20 protein-coding genes are annotated in these 18,943 nt (G+C 68.5%); 12 read left to right on the plus strand and 8 right to left on the minus strand.

The window, feature by feature from the left end:
- Positions 1 to 3: 3 nt before the first annotated feature.
- Together CY658_RS29020 and CY658_RS29025 are read left to right on the plus strand one after the other, a co-directional pair.
- Positions 4 to 1,209: an ATP-binding protein gene (locus CY658_RS29020; protein WP_101493459.1), complete on the plus strand. Its 1,206-nt coding sequence runs from the start codon at positions 4 to 6 to the stop codon at positions 1,207 to 1,209.
- Between the two features lie 64 nt (positions 1,210 to 1,273).
- On the plus strand, positions 1,274 to 2,512 hold the full coding sequence (locus CY658_RS29025) for an O-antigen ligase family protein (RefSeq protein WP_101493460.1): 1,239 nt from the start codon (positions 1,274 to 1,276) through the stop codon (positions 2,510 to 2,512).
- Here the strand turns inward: CY658_RS29025 and CY658_RS29030 are convergent.
- The 3 genes from CY658_RS29030 to CY658_RS29040 are packed head-to-tail and all read right to left on the minus strand — an operon-like array spanning position 2,503 to position 4,104.
- Positions 2,503 to 2,925, minus strand: coding sequence for an ABZJ_00895 family protein (locus CY658_RS29030; RefSeq protein WP_101493461.1), 423 nt, complete (start codon positions 2,923 to 2,925; stop codon positions 2,503 to 2,505). The genes CY658_RS29025 and CY658_RS29030 overlap by 10 nt on opposite strands.
- Positions 2,926 to 2,932: 7 nt before the next feature.
- Positions 2,933 to 3,142, minus strand: a complete 210-nt coding sequence (locus tag CY658_RS29035; protein WP_101493462.1) for a zinc-finger domain-containing protein — start codon at positions 3,140 to 3,142, stop codon at positions 2,933 to 2,935.
- An 8-nt stretch (positions 3,143 to 3,150) separates the two neighbouring features.
- Positions 3,151 to 4,104 carry a branched-chain amino acid transaminase gene (locus CY658_RS29040; protein WP_101493463.1) on the minus strand — a complete coding sequence of 318 codons (954 nt, stop codon included), beginning with the start codon at positions 4,102 to 4,104 and terminating at the stop codon, positions 3,151 to 3,153.
- 146 nt (positions 4,105 to 4,250) lie between these two features.
- Between CY658_RS29040 and CY658_RS29045 the strand changes: the two genes are divergently transcribed.
- A complete protein-coding gene (locus tag CY658_RS29045; RefSeq protein ID WP_101493464.1) occupies positions 4,251 to 5,243 on the plus strand; it encodes a recombination-associated protein RdgC in 993 nt (330 codons plus the stop codon).
- 31 nt (positions 5,244 to 5,274) lie between these two features.
- Here CY658_RS29045 and CY658_RS29050 read toward each other — a convergent pair whose 3' ends face one another.
- A complete protein-coding gene (locus CY658_RS29050) occupies positions 5,275 to 5,703 on the minus strand; it encodes a glycerate kinase (RefSeq protein WP_101493465.1) in 429 nt (142 codons plus the stop codon).
- Entirely contained in the window at positions 5,691 to 6,080 is a 390-nt protein-coding gene (locus CY658_RS29055; protein ID WP_219589620.1) for a VOC family protein, read from the minus strand. Before CY658_RS29055 ends, CY658_RS29050 begins: the two co-directional genes overlap by 13 nt.
- A 172-nt stretch (positions 6,081 to 6,252) precedes the next feature.
- Here CY658_RS29055 and CY658_RS29060 point away from each other — a divergent pair, with 172 nt between their 5' ends.
- Positions 6,253 to 6,708, plus strand: a complete 456-nt coding sequence (locus CY658_RS29060; RefSeq protein ID WP_101493467.1) for a hypothetical protein — start codon at positions 6,253 to 6,255, stop codon at positions 6,706 to 6,708.
- 108 nt (positions 6,709 to 6,816) lie between these two features.
- Here CY658_RS29060 and CY658_RS29065 read toward each other — a convergent pair whose 3' ends face one another.
- Genes CY658_RS29065 through CY658_RS29075 form a run of 3 tightly spaced genes read right to left on the minus strand, consistent with a single transcriptional unit; the run spans position 6,817 to position 10,696 of the window.
- Entirely contained in the window at positions 6,817 to 8,334 is a 1,518-nt protein-coding gene (locus CY658_RS29065) for a BCCT family transporter (RefSeq protein WP_101493468.1), read from the minus strand.
- A 47-nt stretch (positions 8,335 to 8,381) separates the two neighbouring features.
- Complete coding sequence (radA, locus tag CY658_RS29070; RefSeq protein WP_101493469.1) at positions 8,382 to 9,773, minus strand: DNA repair protein RadA; 1,392 nt, start codon at positions 9,771 to 9,773, stop codon at positions 8,382 to 8,384.
- Between the two features lie 23 nt (positions 9,774 to 9,796).
- Positions 9,797 to 10,696, minus strand: coding sequence for a LysR family transcriptional regulator (locus CY658_RS29075; protein WP_257885016.1), 900 nt, complete (start codon positions 10,694 to 10,696; stop codon positions 9,797 to 9,799).
- Positions 10,697 to 10,797: 101 nt separating this feature from the next.
- On the opposite strand from CY658_RS29075, the gene CY658_RS29080 reads away from it, so the two are divergent.
- The 8 genes from CY658_RS29080 (at position 10,798) to CY658_RS29115 (ending at position 18,941) form a co-directional block, all read left to right on the plus strand.
- Complete coding sequence (locus tag CY658_RS29080) at positions 10,798 to 12,498, plus strand: FAD-dependent oxidoreductase (protein ID WP_101493471.1); 1,701 nt, start codon at positions 10,798 to 10,800, stop codon at positions 12,496 to 12,498.
- Positions 12,499 to 12,633: 135 nt separating this feature from the next.
- The gene (locus CY658_RS29085) at positions 12,634 to 13,500 is read left to right on the plus strand and encodes a tripartite tricarboxylate transporter substrate binding protein (RefSeq protein WP_180839071.1); all 867 of its coding nucleotides are present in this window, start codon (positions 12,634 to 12,636) and stop codon (positions 13,498 to 13,500) included.
- 87 nt (positions 13,501 to 13,587) lie between these two features.
- The gene (gene hpaR, locus CY658_RS29090) at positions 13,588 to 14,025 is read left to right on the plus strand and encodes a homoprotocatechuate degradation operon regulator HpaR (RefSeq protein ID WP_101493473.1); all 438 of its coding nucleotides are present in this window, start codon (positions 13,588 to 13,590) and stop codon (positions 14,023 to 14,025) included.
- A complete protein-coding gene (locus CY658_RS29095; RefSeq protein WP_101493474.1) occupies positions 14,022 to 14,654 on the plus strand; it encodes a fumarylacetoacetate hydrolase family protein in 633 nt (210 codons plus the stop codon). The genes hpaR and CY658_RS29095 overlap by 4 nt, the downstream gene beginning before the upstream one ends.
- On the plus strand, positions 14,651 to 15,421 hold the full coding sequence (locus tag CY658_RS29100) for a fumarylacetoacetate hydrolase family protein (RefSeq protein ID WP_101493475.1): 771 nt from the start codon (positions 14,651 to 14,653) through the stop codon (positions 15,419 to 15,421). Before CY658_RS29095 ends, CY658_RS29100 begins: the two co-directional genes overlap by 4 nt.
- Positions 15,422 to 15,467: 46 nt before the next feature.
- The gene (locus tag CY658_RS29105; protein ID WP_101493476.1) at positions 15,468 to 16,466 is read left to right on the plus strand and encodes a Bug family tripartite tricarboxylate transporter substrate binding protein; all 999 of its coding nucleotides are present in this window, start codon (positions 15,468 to 15,470) and stop codon (positions 16,464 to 16,466) included.
- 37 nt (positions 16,467 to 16,503) lie between these two features.
- The gene (gene hpaE / locus CY658_RS29110; protein WP_101493477.1) at positions 16,504 to 17,970 is read left to right on the plus strand and encodes a 5-carboxymethyl-2-hydroxymuconate semialdehyde dehydrogenase; all 1,467 of its coding nucleotides are present in this window, start codon (positions 16,504 to 16,506) and stop codon (positions 17,968 to 17,970) included.
- Positions 17,967 to 18,941, plus strand: coding sequence for a tripartite tricarboxylate transporter substrate binding protein (locus tag CY658_RS29115; protein ID WP_101493478.1), 975 nt, complete (start codon positions 17,967 to 17,969; stop codon positions 18,939 to 18,941). The genes hpaE and CY658_RS29115 overlap by 4 nt, the downstream gene beginning before the upstream one ends.
- Positions 18,942 to 18,943: the final 2 nt, after the last annotated feature.

The following is an 18,943-nucleotide window of genomic DNA, read 5'->3' on the forward strand; positions in this document are numbered from 1 at the left end:
ACGATGCTGCGCAGCCTCTACCGCCGCCATCTCTACGTCCGCATCTGGCTCGCGGTGGTCGGCGGCGTGGTCATCCTCACGCTGATGGCCAACTGGATCGTGCGCGTGGCCGCCGAGGCCGAGCGCGAGCGCCTGGCGCCTGTGCCGCGCGAAGTGGTCGTGCTCGACAGCCAGGACCGCACCATCGGCACCGGCAAGGCCATGCGCGTGCCGGGCCAGGGGCTGGAGTTCGACGTGTCGCTGAGCGACGGCCGCGACATGACATTGCGCGTCGCGCCGCGCGAGCGCCCCACCGGCACCGGCGGCTTCGCGCCCTGGCGCACCCCGTTCGGGCTGGGCTGGATGATCGCGCTGGTCGGCGTGGCGGTGGCGTTGGGCGTCTACCCGATCGTGCGGCGCATCACCCAGCGGCTCGAAACCCTGCAGCGCGGCGTGCAGCGCTGGGGCGAGGGCGACCTGTCGGCGCGCGTGCCCGAGGAAGGACAAGACGAAGTGGCCGATCTCTCCAAACTTTTCAACGCCTCCGCCGAACGCATCGAACAGCTGGTGCGTTCGCACAAGTCGCTGCTGGCGAACGCCTCGCACGAACTGCGCTCGCCGCTCACCCGCATCCGCATGGGCCTGGAGCTGATGGGCGACCGGCCGAGCCCGACGGCGCGCGAAGAGATTTCGCGCAACATCGGCGAGCTCGACCAGCTCATCGACGAGATCCTGCTGGCCAGCCGGCTCGACGCCAGCGAGGCCGACATGGGCACCATCGAAGCCGTCGACCTCACCGGCCTGGCGGCCGAAGAGTGCGCACAGGTGAACGCCGAACTCGACCTGGCCGAAGGCACCGACAACGCCACGCTCACCGTGCCCGGCGTGTCGCGCCTGCTGCGCCGTGCGATCCGCAACCTGCTCGAAAACGCCCGCCGTTATGGCGCCGGCGAGATCAGCGTCGAGCTCGGCAGCGCCGGCGGCTACGCCACGGTGCGCGTCAACGACCGCGGGCCGGGCGTGCCGCCGGCGCTGCGCGAACGCATCTTCGAACCCTTCTACCGCCTGCCGGGTGCCAGCGAGCGCAACGGCGGTGTCGGCCTCGGGCTGGCGCTGGTGAAGTCGATCGCCGAACGCCACGGCGGCTCGGTGCAGTGCGAAGACCGGCCGGGTGGGGGCGCGAGCTTCGTGATCCGCCTGCCGGCCAACGCCGCCGCCGCACCGCACTGACGCCAGCGGGCGCGGAGGGGCAAGTCAGGTTCGGGCATAAGCCCCAACCTAAAATCCCGCCCCTATGCAGAGATCGCACATCGTTCGGCCCGCGGCCATGTTCTGGGGGCTGGTGGTGTTCATGCCGGTCGGGGTCACCTACCTGTCGGCCATCGTGCTGCTGCTCGCCCTGCTCGTGGGCGGTGGCTTGCGCGAGCGCTACGCGCGGCTGCGCGCCAACCCGCTGTGGTGGCCGGTGGTGGCCTACGTGGCCTGGACCTTCATCGTGCTGGCCGTGCGGCCGCACTACCCCGAGACCCCCTCCAACCTGTTCCACGGGCTGCGCATCGCCTTCACCTTCCTGATGGCGATGGCGCTCACGCGCGAGGAGGCGCTGTGGGCGCTGCGCGGCTTCCTGCTGATCGCGGCGCTGAACATCGTGCTCATCGTGCTGCACTACACGCTGGGCTTTCCGGTGCCGGGCGCGCTGCGCGGCGTGGTGATGGAAGTGGGCAACAAGTCGATCAGCAACGCGCTGCTGTTCAGCATCGTCGCGGCCAGCGCCGCGGTCTACGGGCTGTCGCAGATCACGGGCCACCGGCCCTGGCGCGCGCTGGCGGCCTTTGCGCTCGTGCTCGGACTGGGCGCCGTGGTCGCTTTGCCGCTCACGTCGCGCACCTCGGTGCTCGCGCTGCTGCTGGTGATTCCCGTGGTCTGCCTGCACCAGTGGAAGAACCACCTGAAGGCGCTGTCGGCCGCGCTGATCCTGGGCGCGGTGGTGATCGGCGCGAGCCTGTACCAGCTGCCGCAGCTGCAGCAGAAGGTCGAGACCGGCATCGAGGAACTCGAGAAGGCGCAGACCGGCGCCGTGTTCCACGGCAGCTGGATCATCCGCTACTACATGTACCGCGACACCGGCGCCATGATTGCCGACCAGCCCGTCGCGGGCTGGGGCATCGGCGGCTGGACCGACCAGTGGCACAAGCGCGGCCCGGCGCTGTTCGCCGACTCCAACATGCCGCACAACGACTTCCTCTGGGTGGGCGCGCAAAGCGGCATCCCGGGCATCCTGAGCCTGCTGGCAATCATGCTCGTCGCCGTCTGGCAGGCCTGGCGCCGGCCCGACATCGCCGGCCGCTACGCGCTGGCCGCGACGCTCATCGCGCTCATCGCGTCGAGCGTGAACTCGGCGATGCGCGACGCGCAGATCGGGCTGGCGGTGCTGTGGATCGCGATGGTCTACCTGCGGCTGGCGCAGGAATCGCAAGACCCCGATCCGTGGCGCGGCTTGTGGCCAGCGCTGCCGGCCCGTCGTCAGGCCTGACCGCGGTCGGCCTTCTGCTTCTGCGCGGCTGCAAACTGCTTGCCGCTGAGCCCGACAAAGAAATAGATCGTCACGGCGTGCAGCACGCCGATGAAGAGCAGCGAGAACAGCAACGGCCCCATCTGCGGGGCCAAGGCCCCGGAAAGCAGGCCCACGCCCAGCCCGAACACGGCCTGGAGTGTCAGGTCGACGGCCAGCATGCCGAGCACGGCACGCGGCTTTTCTTCGCGGGTGAAGTAGCGGCCGTTGCGCTTGCCGAACGCCATGCACGCCCACATGACGGCGCCGAGCAGCGCCGCCGTGTTGGTGCCGGCGTTGGTCTTGACGCCCAGCAGGCTCAGCGTGATGGCGATTCCGAGCAGCAACACCAGGTAGGCGAGGCCGAATCGCACCAACAGGCCGCGGATCGACACGTCAACCTCAGTGGCGGCTCGACACGGTCTCGCCCGCCTTGAGGCGGTACACCGTGCCGCAGTACGGGCACTTGGCTTCGCCGGTGCGCGCCACGTCGAGGTAGACCTTCGGGTGGCCGCTCCAGAGCTTCATGTCGGCCTTGGGGCTGGGGCAGAACACGCCGCCCTGGTGGTTGAGCTCCTTCGCGAGGAGTTCGACAACTGCATTGGTGGACATGTTTTCTCTCAGACCTTCGTGAGCCAGTGGGCGTACTTGGGATTCTTGCCGTTCACGATGTCGAAGAAGGCCGACTGGATCTTCTCGGTGATGGGGCCGCGCGAGCCGCCGTCGCCGCGGTTGCCGATCTCGATGCGGTCAAGTTCGCGAATCGGCGTCACTTCGGCGGCGGTGCCGGTGAAGAAGGCTTCGTCGGAAATGTAGACCTCGTCGCGCGTGATGCGCTTTTGCACGAGTTCGATGCCGAGGTCCTTGCAGATGTGCAGGATGGTGTTGCGCGTGATGCCGTTCAGGGCGCCGGCCGACAGGTCGGGCGTGTAGACCACGCCGTTCTTGACCACGAACACGTTCTCGCCCGCGCCTTCCGACACGAAGCCGCTCGCGTCGAGCAGCAGCGCTTCGTCGTAGCCGTCGTCCAGCGCTTCCATGTTGGCCAGGATCGAGTTGGTGTAGTTGCTGACCGACTTGGCCTGCGTCATCGTGATGTTCACGTGGTGGCGCGTGTAGCTCGAGGTCTTCACGCGGATGCCGCGGCGCATGCCTTCTTCACCGAGGTAGGCGCCCCAGGACCAGGCAGCGACCATGGCGTGGATCTTGTTGCCCTTGGGGCTCACGCCCAGCTTCTCGGAGCCGATCCAGATGAGGGGGCGCAGGTAGCAGCTTTCGAGCTTGTTCTCGCGCACGACCTGCTTCTGGGCTTCGTTCAGCTGTTCCTGCGAGAAGGGGATCTTCATGCGCAGGATCTTGGCGCTGTTGAACAGGCGCTCGGTGTGCTCGGCCAGGCGGAAAATGGACGTGCCGCCGTCGGCCGTCTTGTAGGCGCGCACGCCCTCGAAGGCGCCGCACCCGTAGTGCAGCGTGTGGCTGAGCACGTGGATCTTGGCGTCGCGCCAGTCCACGAGTTCGCCGTCCATCCAGATCTTGCCGTCACGGTCGTCCAGCGAGGGGGGGATCGAGCTCATTTCCTGATTCCTTTGGGAGCGGTATGGGGGTGCGACCCGCGGGGGAAGTCGCAAAAGCTTTCGATTTTAAGGCGGTGCCCGCAAGCCCTGCACTTCAGGGTGCCCGACAATGGCCGGTTGTGCCAACCAGTGGAAAAAGGGTTCCCGTGTCCGTATTCAAGAACGTCATCGTCTATCGCATCGAACCTGCCTGGTCCCAATCACTGACCGAGGCAGAAGAAGGGCTGGCCAAGCAACGCTTCGTGCCTTGCGGCCCCTCGCAGGAAAAGTCCGCCGGCTGGGTCGAGCCCCGCGGCGAAGCCAACGGTCCGTTGGTCGAATCCATCGACGGCCAGTGGCTGGTCGAGTACATGATCGAAAGCAAGCAGGTCCCCGGCTCCGTGGTGCGCCGCAAGCTCGACGAGCGCTGCGCCCAGATCGAGACGACCACCGGCCGCAAGCCCGGCAAGAAGGAAAAGAAGGAGCTCAAGGAAGACATCACCTTGGAGCTGCTGCCCATGGCCTTCACGCGCAGTGCGCGCGTGACGGTGTGGATCGACAAGGCCGAGAACCGCCTCGTGATCAACAGCGGCAACGCTTCGCGCGCCGACGAAGTGGTCACCAGCCTCGTGAAGTCGCTCGACGGCTTTGCCGTGGCACTGATCAACACGCAGATCGAGCCGGCCGCCGCCATGGCCAACTGGCTGCTGACGCAGGAGCCGCCGGCCGGTTTCAGCATCGACCGCGAGTGCGAGCTCAAGGCCTCCGACGACTCGAAGGCCGTGGTGCGCTACGCCAAGCACGCGCTGGACATCGACGAGGTCAAGCAGCACATCACCGACGGCAAGCGTCCGACGCGCCTGGCGCTCACCTGGGACGACCGCGTGTCCTTCGAGCTGACGCATGGCCTGCTGATCCGCAAGATCACCTTCCTCGAAGGCACGGGCGACGGTGCGGCAGGCGGCAAGAAGGAAGACAACTTCGACGCCGACGTGGCCATTGCCACCGGCGAACTCGGCCAGCTGGTGCCGGCGCTGCTCGACGCGCTGGGCGGCGAGGCGGCGTTCTCGGCGGCACCGCCGGACGAAGCGCCGAAGGCTGCGGCTACGGCGCCTGCGGCGCAGGCCGACACGCCCGAAGAAGAAGACGCGCCGTTCTAAGCGAGGCTAAGGCGAAGCGCCCGCGCCGCCTTCAGGCCGCGGGCGTTTCTTCGTCGACCGGCGTCTCGGGCCGCGTGAGCGTCCAGCTCTGCAGCTTGCCGCCGTTGAACACGGCATCGACATAAGAACCGCCGGCATCGGTCCAGCGGTACAGCTCGGGCTGCACGTTCTCGGGCGAGCGCAGTTCGCCGAGCGCGCGCGTCATCGCAATGACGTGCATCAGCGTCACGCCGGGCTTGAGCTTGGCGTTGAGCATCACCGAGCTCGCCACCGTGCCGATGGGCCGGTCGGCGGCCCGCTTGAGCACCTGCATCGTGCGGTTGAAGTGCATCAGCAGGAACATCACGATGGCGCCGCCGGCAAACGCCACGCCGCCCCATCCGTATTGATGCCACGACAGGCCGAGAAGCACGACGGCCCCCACGGGCACCAGCAATTTCTGGAAATTCATGGGGCGCATTGTCGCCGCCCGGTGGAAGGCCCTCGCAGGCCGATGCAGTTGCCCCAGGGGTCGCGCACCTGCGCCATGTGCTCGTCGCCCTCCAACCGCAGCGGGCCGCGGTACAGCGGCGCGCCGCACGCCTCGAGGTGGGCCAGCGCCGCATCGAAGTCGGCGACGTTCCAGTACACGACCGAGCCGGAGGCACCGGCGCCGACCTTCGCGTCGGCCGGCACGAGCTCCAGCAGCACGCCGTGGACCGACAGGCACTCGAAGGCCGGTGAGCCGATCGACAGTGGCACCGCATCGGGGAAGGCGTCGGCGTACCAGCGCAGTGCGGCGTTCACGTCTGTGACGTGAACCATGACGGCGGCAATGGGGGGAGCGGTGGATTTCATTCGGCGACAGCGGGAAACGGGCCGCGATTGTGCAGCCCTGACCCTGCCGCAGTAGCGACCGTGGCTACCGCCGGGCGCAGAAAGCGGTACTCGCGGCGAAAAGCACAGGGTACCGAGACGGGTGCGGGCACATTTCGTCGCACGGGCATCTGCCCGGGCCACCGAGAAACGCATGAACATCCCGCGCTCCGTCACTTTCGTTCGACTCACCCTTGCCGCCGCACTCGCGGGCACCGCACTCAGCGGCTGCTACGTGGTGCCACTCGGGCAGCCCGCTCCCATCGCGCCGTCGCAGCAAAGCTACGCCGTCGCACCGGGGCCGGTGTCACAGACCTTCAGCGCGCGGCTCTATCCGTCGAACGCCGAAGCCGCGCGCTACGGCGCCGTCGGGGGCACGGTGACCAACGACATGAACGGCCGCGGCCACTTCAATGCGCAGATCGGTGCCGAACAGTTTCAGGGAGAGGCGACCCGCGTGGCCGGCTCGCGCACCACCGGTGTGGCCAACGCCACCGGCAGTCGCGGCGGCAACCTGAATTGCCAGTACACGATGAACTCCGCCACCTTGGGCAGCGGCCAGTGCGTGCTCAACAACGGGCCGGCGTTCACGATGCACATCGGAAGCTAAACAACGTCACACACACAGAAATAGAAGGCCAGGGAGGCCAGGGAAGGTAGGGAGGGTCTGCCCGGCGCGTCCACCACGCGCCGGGCATTTTTTTGTCGACTTGCCCGTTCACCAGTTCACGAGCTGCCGCATCTTGCGTCGCAGCTCGCGCTCACGCTTCTGCTCGGCGTTCCAGTCGTCGCGGATGGCCAGCGTGACCGACAGCGCCATGAGCAGGATCACGAACGCAAACGGCAGCGCGAACACGATGGTCGCCGTCTGTATGGCCTTGATGCCGCCCGCGAACAGCAGGCTCAGCGCAATCGCCGCCACCAGCACGCCCCAGGTGATCTTCACGCGGGCCGGTGGGTTCGGGTTGCCCTTGGTGCTCATGATGCCCAGCACCAGCGTCGCGGAATCGCCCGAGGTCACGAAGAACACGAACACCAGCAGCGTGGCCACGATCGACAGCAGCCCGCCCATGGGCATGGCCTTGAACATCACGAACATGGTGGTCGACACGTCGGCCTTCACCGCTTCGACCAGCGGCACGCCCTGGAAGATCTCGAAGTTGAGCGCCGCGCCGCCGAACACCGAGAACCACGCGAAGCCCACCAGCGTGGGCGCGATCACCGTGCCGAGAATGAACTGGCGGATCGTGCGGCCGCGCGACACGCGCGCAATGAACAGGCCCACGAACGGCGACCACGCGAGCCACCAGGCCCAGTAGAACAAGGTCCAGTCGGCCACCCACGAGCTGTTGCGGAACGGGTTCATGCGCAGGCTCATGCGCACGAAGTCGGCGAGGTACGCACCCAGCGTGTTGGTGAAGGTCTCGACGATGGCAATGGTCGGCCCGACGATCAGCACCGTGAGCGCCAGCAGCGCCGCCAGTACCAGGTTGCCCATCGACAGCCACTTCACGCCGCGCTCGACGCCGGTGACCGCCGAGGTGATGAACAGCGCCGTCGTCACCACGATGATCGTCGCCTGCGTCCAGCGGCCGATTTCTGTGCCGAAGGCCGCATGCAGCCCGCTGTTGATCTGCGTCGCGCCCATGCCCAGCGAGGCCGCCACGCCGAAGGCCGTGGCCACCACGGCCAGCACGTTGAAGGCCGGCGACAGCCGCTGCACGAAGCGCCACGGCAGCGCCTCGGTGGCCGAGCTGACCAGCGGCAGCGCCTTGCGGCGGAAGCTGAAGAAAGCGATCGACAAGCCCACGATGCCGTAGATCGCCCAGGGGTGCAGCCCCCAGTGGAAGAAGGCGTAGCGCATCGCCACGCCCGCGGCATCGGGCGAGGCGGCGATCACGCCCGGCGGCGGGTTCGCGTAGTGCGAGATCGGCTCGGCCACGCCCCAGAACACCAGCCCGATGCCCATGCCCGCCGCGAACAGCATCGAGAACCAGGCGCCGATGGAGAACTCGGGCTCGTCGTCCTCGTCGCCCAGCTTCAGATCGCCGAAGCGGCTGAAGGCCAGGAAGACGGCCAGCACCACCAGCCCGAGCACCACCCACAGGTAGAACCAGCCGAAGTTGCGCGTGATGTCGGCGAGCGCGGTGCTGAACACGCGGTCGAGCGACGCGGGAGAGATCAGCCCCCACAGCACGACCACGGCGATCAGCCCGGCGGAGACGATGAGTTGCATGGCGGGATCCTCCGTAAAAATGAATGATGCGCCTGCCGCGCCGCGCGTCAGTCCAGACGCCGCACTACGTCCATCGCTTCTTCGATGCGCTCGACCGGGTGAATGGTCAGGCCTTCGATCTCCTTCGTGCCCTTGCGCGGCGCGTTCGCCTTCGGCACCACGGCCACGCTGAAGCCCAGCTTGGCCGCTTCGCGCAGGCGCTCCTGCCCGCGCGGCGCGGGACGCACCTCGCCGGCCAGGCCCACTTCGCCGAAGGCGATGAAACCCTTGGGCAGCGGCTTGCCGCGCAGGCTCGAGGTGATGGCCAGCATCACGGCCAGGTCGGCCGCGGGTTCGCTGATGCGCACGCCGCCCACCGCGTTGACGAACACGTCCTGGTCCATGCAGGCCACGCCCGCATGGCGGTGCAGCACGGCCAGCAGCATGGCGAGGCGGTCGCGGTCCAGGCCCACCGACAGCCGGCGCGGACTCGGTCCGCCGTTGTCGACCAGCGCCTGGATTTCCACCAGCATCGGCCGCGTGCCTTCGAGCGTGACCAGCACCACGCTGCCGGGCACCGGCTCGGGATGCTGGCTCAGGAAGATCGCGCTCGGGTTGGTCACGCCCTTCAGGCCGCGCTCGGTCATGGCGAACACGCCGATCTCGTTCACCGCGCCGAAGCGGTTCTTGATGGCGCGCACGAGGCGAAAGCTCGAGTGTGTGTCGCCTTCGAAGTACAGCACCGTGTCGACCATGTGCTCGAGCACGCGCGGGCCGGCCAGCGCACCTTCCTTGGTGACGTGGCCCACCAGCACCACGGCCGTGCCGCTGGTCTTGGCAAAGCGCGTGAGGTGCGCCGCGCATTCGCGCACCTGCGCCACCGAGCCGGGCGCGGAGGTGAGCTGGTCGGAGTACACGGTCTGGATCGAGTCGATCACCGCGATGGCCGGACGTGTGGCGTCGAGCGTGGCGATGATTTTTTCGAGCTGGATCTCGGCCAGCACCTGCACCTGCGAGTGGTCGAGCCCGAGCCGGCGCGAGCGCAGCGCCACTTGCGCGCCGCTTTCTTCGCCCGTGACGTAGAGCGCGTTCTGCCCCGCGCGCTGCAGCGCATCGACCGCCTGCAGCAGCAGCGTCGACTTGCCGATGCCCGGGTCGCCGCCGATCAGCGTGACGCCGCCCGACACGATGCCGCCGCCGAGCACGCGGTCGAGCTCGTCGATGCCCGTGGGCGTGCGCGCAATGTCGGTCGCTTCGATTTCCGAGAGCGTGGCGAGTTCGGACGCGCCCGCGAGCGACGCGAACTGCGTGCCGAAGCGGTTGTTGGCCGGTCCGTTGGCCGCGCCGGCGACCTGTTCGATGAGTGTGTTCCATGCCCCGCAGCTCGGGCATTTGCCGAGCCACTTGGGGCTGGTGCCGCCGCATTCGCTGCAGACGAAAGTTGTTTTGTCCTTGGCCATGCAGCGAGTTTAGGGGGCGCGGTTCAGGCGATGGCGAATTCGCGCACCAGCAGGTCCGCGAACGCCGCCGCGGCCGGCGACAGCGTGCGGCCCTGCCGTGTCACGACCGCGATGTTGCGCGCCACCGTCGGGCGCATGAGCCGCCGCGCGACCAACCGCGTGTGGTCGGCATGCGCGAGGATCGATGCCGGCAGCAGCGCCGGGCCGAGCCCGCTGGCCGCCATCGCGAGCGCCGTGGTCAACAGCGTCACCTCGTAGGCGATGTCCAGCCGCACGCCGGCGGTTGCCGCGGCAATGTCGATGCTGCTGCGCACGCCGTACCCCGGCTTGACGGTGATCAGCGGATGGCCCGAGAGCTGCCGCCAGGTGATGCGGTCGGTGCCGGGCAGGCGCAGGTCGCGGTCGGCAATCACTGCAAGGTGGTCGTGCACGAACACACGCTCGTCGAGCCCCGGCGTGCGCGCCTGCAGCGTGCCCACGCCGAAGTCGACCTGCTCGCCGACGACCTTCTCCACGAACTGCCCGGGCGCGCAGTCTTCGATGGCGACCTTCACGTCGGGATGCAGGTCGAGATAGCGGCGCAGGGCCTTGGGCATCAGCGTCTGCGCGATGGTGGACGTGGCCGCGATGCGCACGCGTCCGCGCCGGCCCGCCGCCAGCTCGGCCATCCCGGTGCCGAGCGCATCGAGTTCGGCGAGCACGCGCTCGGCGTAGCCGATGGCTTCGTTCGCGGCCTCGGTGCGTTGCAGCGAACGCGTGGTGCGGTCGAACAGGCGCACGCCGAGCCGATCTTCGAGCTCGCGCAGCAGCACGCTGACGGCCGGCTGCGTCAGCGACAGCGAGGCCGCCGCGCTCGACAGCTGGCCGCTGTGATACACGGCCGCGAATGCGCGCAGCTGCCGCACCGAAGGTACGCCGCGCATTGATAACGGTTTTTTATGAATGGCCATGAAAGTTTCACTTTTTCCGTGAGCCGGTTCGGCACTGTAATGGCGCCTCACAAGAATCTGGAGACAAGCGAGCCATGACCGAGCAACTGCAAGCCCAGGTGCTGATCGTCGGCGCCGGCCCCGTGGGGCTGACGCTGGCGATCGACCTAGCGCAACGCGGCATCGACGTGCTGATGACCGAGATCCGCCACCGCGGCGAGCCGCCCAACGTGAAGTGCAACCACGTGGCAGCACGCTCGATGGAGGTGTTCCGCCGCCTGGGCGTGGCGCAGGCGCTGCGCGATGCGGGCCTGCCGGCCGACTACCCGAACGACGTGGCCTACCGCACGGCCGTGACCGGCATGGAGCTGTCGCGCATTCCGATTCCCGCGCGCCGCGACCGCTACACCGCCACCGGCGGCCCCGACACCTGGTGGCCCACGGCCGAGCCGCCGCACCGCATCAACCAGATCTTTCTCGAGCCGGTGCTGTTCGCGCATGCCGAGGGCACGCCCGGCCTGCGCATCCGCAACCGCACGCGCATCGACGACTTCGAACAGGACGACGACGGCGTGTGGGCCACGGGCGTGGACCTGGACGACGGCCGCACGGTGCGCATCCGCTGCCAGTACCTCGTCGGTTGCGACGGCAGCCGCTCCACGGTGCGCAAGAAGATCGGCGCCAGCCTGCACGGCACCGACGTGGTGGGCCGCGTGCAGTCGACCTACTTCCGCGCGCCCGCGCTGCTGGGCCTGCTGAAGCATCCGCCGGCCTGGGCCACCTTCGCGCTGAACCCGCGGCGCTGCGGCAACGTGTACGCCATCGACGGGCGCGAGACCTGGCTGCTGCACAACTACCTGCTGCCCGAAGAGACCGACTTCGATTCGATCGACCGCGACTGGGCGATCCGCCAGATCCTCGGCGTGGGTGACGACTTCGACTACGAGGTGATCTCCAACGAAGACTGGGTCGGCCGCCGGCTCGTGGCCGACCGCTTCCGCGACCGCCGCGTGTTCATCTGCGGCGACGCGGCGCACCTGTGGATTCCGATGGCGGGCTACGGCATGAACGCCGGCATCGCCGATGCGATGAACCTCTCGTGGCTGCTCGCGGGCCGGCTGCACGGCTGGCTGGCCGAGGCAGCGCTCGCGGCGCACGAGGCCGAGCGCCAGCCGATCACCGAGCAGGTGTCGCGGTTCGCGATGAACCACGCGCTCGCGCTCCAGCGCCAGCGCGAAGGCGTGCCCGACAACATCGAGGCGCCGGGGCCTGAAGGCGAGGCGCTGCGCGCCGCGCGCGGCCAGGCGCTGTACGACCTGAACGTGCAGCAGTACTGCTGCGGCGGCCTCAACTTCGGCTACTTCTACGAAGGCTCGCCGCTCATCGCCTACGACGGCGAACCTGCGCCCGCCTACACGATGTACGAGTTCACGCCCTCGACGGTGCCAGGCTGCCGCACACCGCACCTGTGGCTGGACGACGGCCGCTCGTTGTACGACGCGATGGCGATGCCCGGCGAGGGCTACACGCTGCTGCGCTTCGACCCCGCGATCGATGTCGCGCCGCTCGAAGCCGCCGCCGCGGCGCGCGGGCTGCCGCTGCGCACGCTGGACATCCGCGCCTCGGACGCCACCGCCGTGTACGACCGGTCGCTCGTCATCTCGCGCCCCGACCAGCACGTGGCCTGGCGCGGGCATGCCGTGCCGGCCGATGCGCTCGCGCTGATCGACCTGCTGCGCGGCGCCACTGCAGTGGCCGCACCGACACCCGAACAAGAAAGAGAGACAAGCCAATGAACCGTCGCCATGCCTTGCGCCATCTGGGCGCGCTGTCCGCCGCCGCCTGCGCCGCAGGCCCCGCCCTCGTGCGAGCACAAGGCGAGAAGCCCGTCACCATCGTCGTGCCCTACGCGCCCCGGCGGCACGACCGACATGCTCGGCCGGCTCATCGCGCAGCAACTGGGCACTGCGCTGGGCCGCACCGTGATCGTCGACAACCGGCCGGGCGCCGGCACCGCCATCGGTGCCTCGCAGGTGGCGCGCGCGGCACCCGACGGCTCGACGCTGCTGGTCGCGACCAGCACCACGCTCGCCATCAACCCGTGGCTCTACAAGAAGCTCTCGTACGACCCCGCGAAAGACTTCGCGCCGGTCGGCCTCATCGGCGCGGTGCCGCTGATGGTGGTGGTGCACCCGTCGGTGCCGGCGAACACGCTGGCCGAGCTGGTGGCGCTCGCCAAGTCGCGGCCCGACGCGCTGAGCTACGGCTCGGCCGGCAACGGCAGTCCGCAGCACCTGGGCGCGGAGATGTTCAAGGTCGCGACCGCGGCGAACATGGTGCACGTGCCCTACAAGGGCAGCGCGCTCGCGCTGACCGACCTGCTCGGCGGCCAGCTGCAGCTCATGTTCACGGACATCGCGCCGGCCCTGCAGCACGTGCGCAGCGGCAAGCTGCGCGCGCTGGCCGTGACCTCGCGCAAGCGCCAGCCGACCTTCCCCGCCGTGCCGACCGTGGCCGAGTCCGGCGTGGCGGGCACCGCCGATTTCGAGGCGGTGGCGTGGCAGAGCGTGGTCGCGCCCACGGGCACGCCCAAGGCCTTCCTCGACCGCTGCAGCCAGGAGATCGCCCGCCTCGTCGCGCAACCCGCGCTGCGCCAGAAGCTCGAGAGCGAGGGCTTCGAACCGGCCGCGCCGGGGGCACATGGCGCGGGCTCGCCGGAACAATTGGCCGCCTACATCCGCAGCGAAACCGAACGCTGGGGCCGCGTGATTCGCGCTTCCGGCACAACGATCGACTGAGCGCCTGCAAGCCCGCAAGGGTTATCCCGCAAGCGTGTTTTCTCGGCATTCATTTAACATGTTAAATAATTCTGAGAGGCACAGCTTTTGAGCACCACCTTCACGCACCGCAATTTGCCGCGCCTGCTGCTGCAGGCCCGCGAAGCCGTGATGGCCCACACGCGGCCCAGCCTGCGCGAGCACGCGCTGTCCGACCAGCAATGGCGCGTGCTGCGCGTGCTCGGCGAGCACGGCGCGGTCGACACCGGTCGCGTCGCACGCGAGGCTTTCATCCTCGGCCCCAGCCTCACGGGCGTGCTCGCACGCATGGAGCGCGACAACCTCATCACCCGCGCCCGCGACCCGGCCGACCAGCGCCGCACCGTGGTCGAGGCCACGCCGCACGGCATGAAGCTCGTGAAGCGCCTGGGCAGCAGCATCGAGGCGCACTACGACTGGATGGAAAAGTCGATGGGCAAGGCCAAGCTGACGCAGCTCTACGGCCTGCTGGACGAACTGATTGCGCTGGAGCAACCCGAACCATGACCACCTCTTTTCTCCCCACCGGCACCGTGTACGGCACGCTGCTGAATTTCCGCGCCGAGGCCGCGGCGCTCGCGCCGCAGATGACCGAGGCGCCCTACAAGGCACCGCCGAAGGCGCCCGTGCTCTACGTGAAAACGGCCAACACCTGGAGCCCGCACGGCAGCGCGATCACCGTGCCCGCCGCGGTGCCCGACGTGGAAGTCGGCGCCAGCATCGGCATGGTGATCGGCGCCGAGGGCGACGTCGAAGGCTTCGTGCTGCTGAACGACCTGTCGATTCCGCATGCGAGCTTCTTTCGCCCACCGGTGAAGTTCAAGTGCGTCGACGGCTTCCTGGGCATCGGCCCGGCGCTGCGCGACGCACAGGACGTGGCCGACCCGGCGCAGTTCCGCGTCGAGGTGCGCATCAACGGCGAACTCAAGCAGTCGATCGACTTCTCGCAGCTCGTGCGCCCCGCGCCGCAGCTGCTCGCCGACGTGGGCGAGTTCATGACGCTGGCGCACGGCGACGTGCTGATGCTCGGCTGCGACCTCGGCCGCCCGCTGGCCCGCGCGGGCGACCGCATCGACATCTCCGCGCCAGGGTTCGAAACCCTGAGCCACACGCTGGTGAAGGAAGCAACGGCATGAAGCACGCACGCGTCATCTTCGAAGGCCGCGAGCACACCGGCACCGCGCACGAACTCAACGGCCAGGCCGATGCGGCCGTGCGGCTGCAAGACGGCCGCGTCGTGCCGCAGGAGCAGCTCGTGTGGCTGCCACCGCTCGCGCCCACGGCGCGCCCGCGCACCATCCTCGCGCTGGGCCTGAACTACGCCGACCACGCGAAAGAGCTGGAGTTCAAGGCGCCCGAGGAACCGCTGGTGTTCGTCAAGGGCCAGAGCACGCTCATCGGCCACCGCCAGTTCACGCACCGCCCGGCCGACGTGAAGTTCATGCACTACGAGTGCGAACTCGCCATCGTGGTCGGCAAGACCGCGAAGCACGTGAAGCGCGACGACGCCTATGACTTCATCGGCGGCTACACGGTGGCCAACGACTACGCGATTCGCGACTACCTCGAGAACTGGTACCGCCCCAACCTGCGCGTGAAGAACCGCGACACCTGCACGCCGCTGGGGCCGTGGTTCGTCGATGCGGCCGACGTGTCCGACCCGATGGCGCTCGCGCTGCGCACCACCGTGAACGGCACCGTCACGCAGCAGGGCAACACGCGCGACATGATCTTCGACGCGCCCTTCCTCATCGAATACTTCAGCCGCTTCATGACGCTGTCGCCGGGCGATTTGATCCTCACCGGTACGCCCGACGGCGTGGTCGATTGCCAGCCGGGCGACGTGGTCGTGACCGAGATCGACGGCATCGGCGCCCTGGTCAACACCATCGCCGCGCGCTGACGGACTGACCGAGCTACCCCTTTAAAAAAAACGGAGACACACCGCCATGACGACTGCCAGAACCCGGACCTTCCGCCTTGCTGCCGCCCTCGTGGCGGCCAGCGCCGCCACGATGTTCACGCCGGCCGCGACCGCGCAAACCACATCGGCCTACCCGACCAAGCCCGTGCGCTGGGTCGTGGGCTACCCGGCAGGCGGCGGCACCGACTACCTCGCGCGCACGGCCGGCGCGCAGCTCTCGCAGCAGCTCGCACAGCCCGTCACGGTGGACAACCGCCCCGGCGCGGGCGCGATCATCGCGTCGGAAAACGTGGCGCGTTCGCCGGGCGACGGCTACACCGTGTTCTCGGCCGACAACGGCGTGCTGGTCTACAACCCCGCGCTCTACAAGAAGCTGCCCTACGACGCCGAGAAAGACTTCGCGCTGCTCGGCATGATGGGCCGCTCGCCGCTGATCATCACGGCCGCGCCGGGCGCGGGCTTCAGCGACGCCAAGGCGCTCATCGCCGCACTCAAGGCCTCGCCGGGCAAGTACAGCATCGCCACGCCGGGCACCGGCAGCCCGCACCACCTGGCCTACGAGCTGTTCCAGCGCGAAGCCGGCGTCTCGCTGCTGCACATCCCCTACAAGGGCGGCGCGCCGGCCCTGCAAGACCTCATGGGCAACCAGGTGCCGCTGATGATGCTCGACCTGCCCAGCGGCATCAGCGCCGTGAAGGCCGGCAAGGTCATTCCGCTGATGGCCATGTCATCCGAGCGCGTGCCGCAGCTGCCCCAGCTGCCGACGGCCAAGGAACTCGGCTACGCCGTCGAGGCCTACACCTGGCAGGGGCTGGTGGCACCGGCCGCCACGCCCAAGGACATCCAGGCGCGCCTCGGCGCCGACCTGCTCAAAAGCATGAACGACCCCGGCGTGAAGCAGAAGCTCTACGACGCCGGCTGGGAAGCCCGCCCCACGGACGCCACCGAGATGGCCCGCTTCGTGGACACCGAACGCAAGAAGTGGCACGCGCTCATCAAGGCGCGCGACATCAAGCTCGACTGACGACACACCGCCGCAAGGCCGCAACCCCTTCACGCCCATGCAACAGATCCATCACCTCATCGACGGCAAGCAAGTCCAAGGCGCCGACTACTTCGAAACCGTCAATCCCGCCACGCAGGACGTGCTGGCCGAAGTCGCCTCGGGCGGCGAGGCCGAAGTGAACGCCGCCGTGGCGGCCGCCAAGGCTGCGTTCCCCAAGTGGGCCGGCATGCCCGCGCCGGAGCGCGCGAAGTTGATTCGCAAGCTCGGCGACCTCATCGCCAAGCACGTGCCCGAAATCGCGCAGACCGAGACCAACGACTGCGGCCAGGTGATTGCGCAGACCGGCAAGCAGCTCATTCCGCGCGCGGCCGACAACTTCTACTACTTCGCCGAGATGTGCACGCGCGTCGACGGCCACACCTACCCCACACCCACGCACCTGAACTACACGCTGTTCCATCCGGTGGGCGTGTGCGCGCTCATCAGCCCGTGGAACGTGCCCTTCATGACCGCCACCTGGAAGGTCGCGCCCTGCCTGGCCTTCGGCAACACGGCCGTGCTGAAGATGAGCGAGCTGTCGCCGCTGACGGCCGCGCGCCTGGGCGAGCTGGCGCTCGAAGCGGGCATTCCCGCCGGTGTGCTGAACCTCGTGCACGGCTACGGCAAGGAAGCCGGCGAGCCGCTGGTGGCGCACCCCGACGTGCGCGCGATTTCGTTCACCGGCTCCACCGCCACCGGCAACCGCATCGTGAAGAGCGCGGGGCTGAAGAAGTTCAGCATGGAACTGGGCGGCAAGAGCCCCTTCGTGATCTTCGAAGACGCCGACCTCGACCGCGCGCTCGACGCGGCCGTGTTCATGATCTTCAGCAACAACGGCGAGCGTTGCACGGCCGGCTCGCGCATCCTGGTGCAGCAGTCGATCTACGCCGACTTCGCGGCCAAGTTCGCCGAACGCGCCAAGCGCATCACGGTGGGCGACCCGCTCGACGAGAAGACCATCGTCGGCCCGATGATCTCGCAGGCCCACCTGGCCAAGGTGCGCAGCTACATCGAGCTGGGCCCGAAGGAAGGCGCGACGCTGCTGTGCGGCGGCCTCGAGGCACCGTCGAACCTGCCCGACCGCGTGAAGAAGGGCAACTACGTGATGCCCACCGTGTTCGCCGACGTCGACAACCGCATGAAGATCGCGCAGGAAGAAATCTTCGGCCCGGTCGCCTGCCTGATCCCGTTCAAGGACGAAGCGCACGCCATCGAACTGGCCAACGACATCGCCTACGGCCTGAGCAGCTACGTGTGGACCGAGAACATCGGCAAGGCGCACCGCGTGGCCGCAGCGGTCGAGGCGGGCATGTGCTTCGTCAACAGCCAGAACGTAAGAGACTTACGCCAGCCCTTCGGTGGTACCAAGGCCTCGGGCACGGGCCGCGAAGGCGGCACCTGGAGCTATGAAGTGTTCTGCGAGCCGAAGAACATCGCGGTGTCGATGGGCTCGCACCACATTCCGCACTGGGGCGTGGCATGACGCTGCACCGCCGCGCGCTCATGCAGGGCGCCGCCGCATTCGCGGCCCTGCCCGCACTGGCACGTGCGCAAACGGCATGGCCCACCAAGCCAGTGCGCATCGTCGTGCCCTTCACGCCCGGCGGCACCACCGACTTCGTCGCGCGCCTCGTCGGCCTCGAACTCGGCAAGGCGCTGGGCCAGCCGGTGATCGTCGAGAACAAGCCCGGTGCCGGCACGGTGATCGGTGTCGACACGGTCGCCAAGTCGGCGCCCGACGGCTACAGCTTCGTGTGCGTGGCCAACAGCTTCACGGCCAACCCCACGCTCGTGCGCAAGCTGCCCTACGACACGCTCAAAGACCTGCGCCCGGTCGCGCTCATGGGCATGTCGGAGCACGTGCTCGCCACGCACCCGGGCAGCGGCCTGAAGACGCTGGCCGACCTGCGCAACCAGGCCAAGGCCAAGCCCGGCACGCTGAGCTTCGCCTCTTTCGGCAACGGCACCTCGGCGCACCTGTCGGGCGAGATGCTCAAGCTGCAGATGGGCCTGGACATCGTGCACGTGCCCTACAAGGGCCAGGGGCCCGCGCTCGCCGACCTGCTCGGCGGCCAGGTGACCGTCATGTTCGGCAACTGGCCCGAGTTCCGCGGCCATGTGCAGGCCGGCAAGCTGGTCGCGCTGGGCATGGCGACGGCGCAGCGCTCGCAGTACGCGCCCGCGATACCCACACTGGCCGAACAGGGCGTGGCCATCGAGTCCAATTCGTGGAACGGCCTGCTGGCCCCGGCCGGCACGCCCGACGCCATCGTGCAACGCATGAACGCCGAGGTGAACCGCGCCCTGGCGTCGCCGGCCGTGACCGAGGCGTTCCACAAGGGCGGCATCGCGTCGCTGTCGGGCACGCCCGAGCGCTTTGCCGAGTTCATCCGCAGCGAGATCGCGAAGTACAGCGACGTGATCCGCAAGGCCAACATCCAGATCGAGGGCTGACC

Source organism: Variovorax sp. RO1, assembly GCF_002849325.1.
Taxonomy (GTDB): Bacteria; Pseudomonadota; Gammaproteobacteria; order Burkholderiales; family Burkholderiaceae_C; genus Variovorax.

Coding starts and splice junctions, on each gene's coding strand:
- CY658_RS29035 (WP_101493462.1), bottom strand. CDS start 3,142: ATGTCCACCAATGCAGTTGTCGAACTCCTCGCGAAGGAGCTCAACCAC.
- hpaE (WP_101493477.1), top strand. CDS start 16,504: ATGCAACAGATCCATCACCTCATCGACGGCAAGCAAGTCCAAGGCGCC.
- CY658_RS29065 (WP_101493468.1), bottom strand. CDS start 8,334: ATGCAACTCATCGTCTCCGCCGGGCTGATCGCCGTGGTCGTGCTGTGG.
- CY658_RS29040 (WP_101493463.1), bottom strand. CDS start 4,104: ATGAGCTCGATCCCCCCCTCGCTGGACGACCGTGACGGCAAGATCTGG.
- CY658_RS29020 (WP_101493459.1), top strand. CDS start 4: ATGCTGCGCAGCCTCTACCGCCGCCATCTCTACGTCCGCATCTGGCTC.
- CY658_RS29025 (WP_101493460.1), top strand. CDS start 1,274: ATGCAGAGATCGCACATCGTTCGGCCCGCGGCCATGTTCTGGGGGCTG.
- CY658_RS29115 (WP_101493478.1), top strand. CDS start 17,967: ATGACGCTGCACCGCCGCGCGCTCATGCAGGGCGCCGCCGCATTCGCG.
- radA (WP_101493469.1), bottom strand. CDS start 9,773: ATGGCCAAGGACAAAACAACTTTCGTCTGCAGCGAATGCGGCGGCACC.
- CY658_RS29080 (WP_101493471.1), top strand. CDS start 10,798: ATGACCGAGCAACTGCAAGCCCAGGTGCTGATCGTCGGCGCCGGCCCC.
- CY658_RS29085 (WP_180839071.1), top strand. CDS start 12,634: ATGCTCGGCCGGCTCATCGCGCAGCAACTGGGCACTGCGCTGGGCCGC.
- CY658_RS29055 (WP_219589620.1), bottom strand. CDS start 6,080: ATGAAATCCACCGCTCCCCCCATTGCCGCCGTCATGGTTCACGTCACA.
- CY658_RS29100 (WP_101493475.1), top strand. CDS start 14,651: ATGAAGCACGCACGCGTCATCTTCGAAGGCCGCGAGCACACCGGCACC.
- CY658_RS29060 (WP_101493467.1), top strand. CDS start 6,253: ATGAACATCCCGCGCTCCGTCACTTTCGTTCGACTCACCCTTGCCGCC.
- CY658_RS29095 (WP_101493474.1), top strand. CDS start 14,022: ATGACCACCTCTTTTCTCCCCACCGGCACCGTGTACGGCACGCTGCTG.
- CY658_RS29075 (WP_257885016.1), bottom strand. CDS start 10,696: ATGCGCGGCGTACCTTCGGTGCGGCAGCTGCGCGCATTCGCGGCCGTG.
- CY658_RS29050 (WP_101493465.1), bottom strand. CDS start 5,703: ATGCGCCCCATGAATTTCCAGAAATTGCTGGTGCCCGTGGGGGCCGTC.
- CY658_RS29105 (WP_101493476.1), top strand. CDS start 15,468: ATGACGACTGCCAGAACCCGGACCTTCCGCCTTGCTGCCGCCCTCGTG.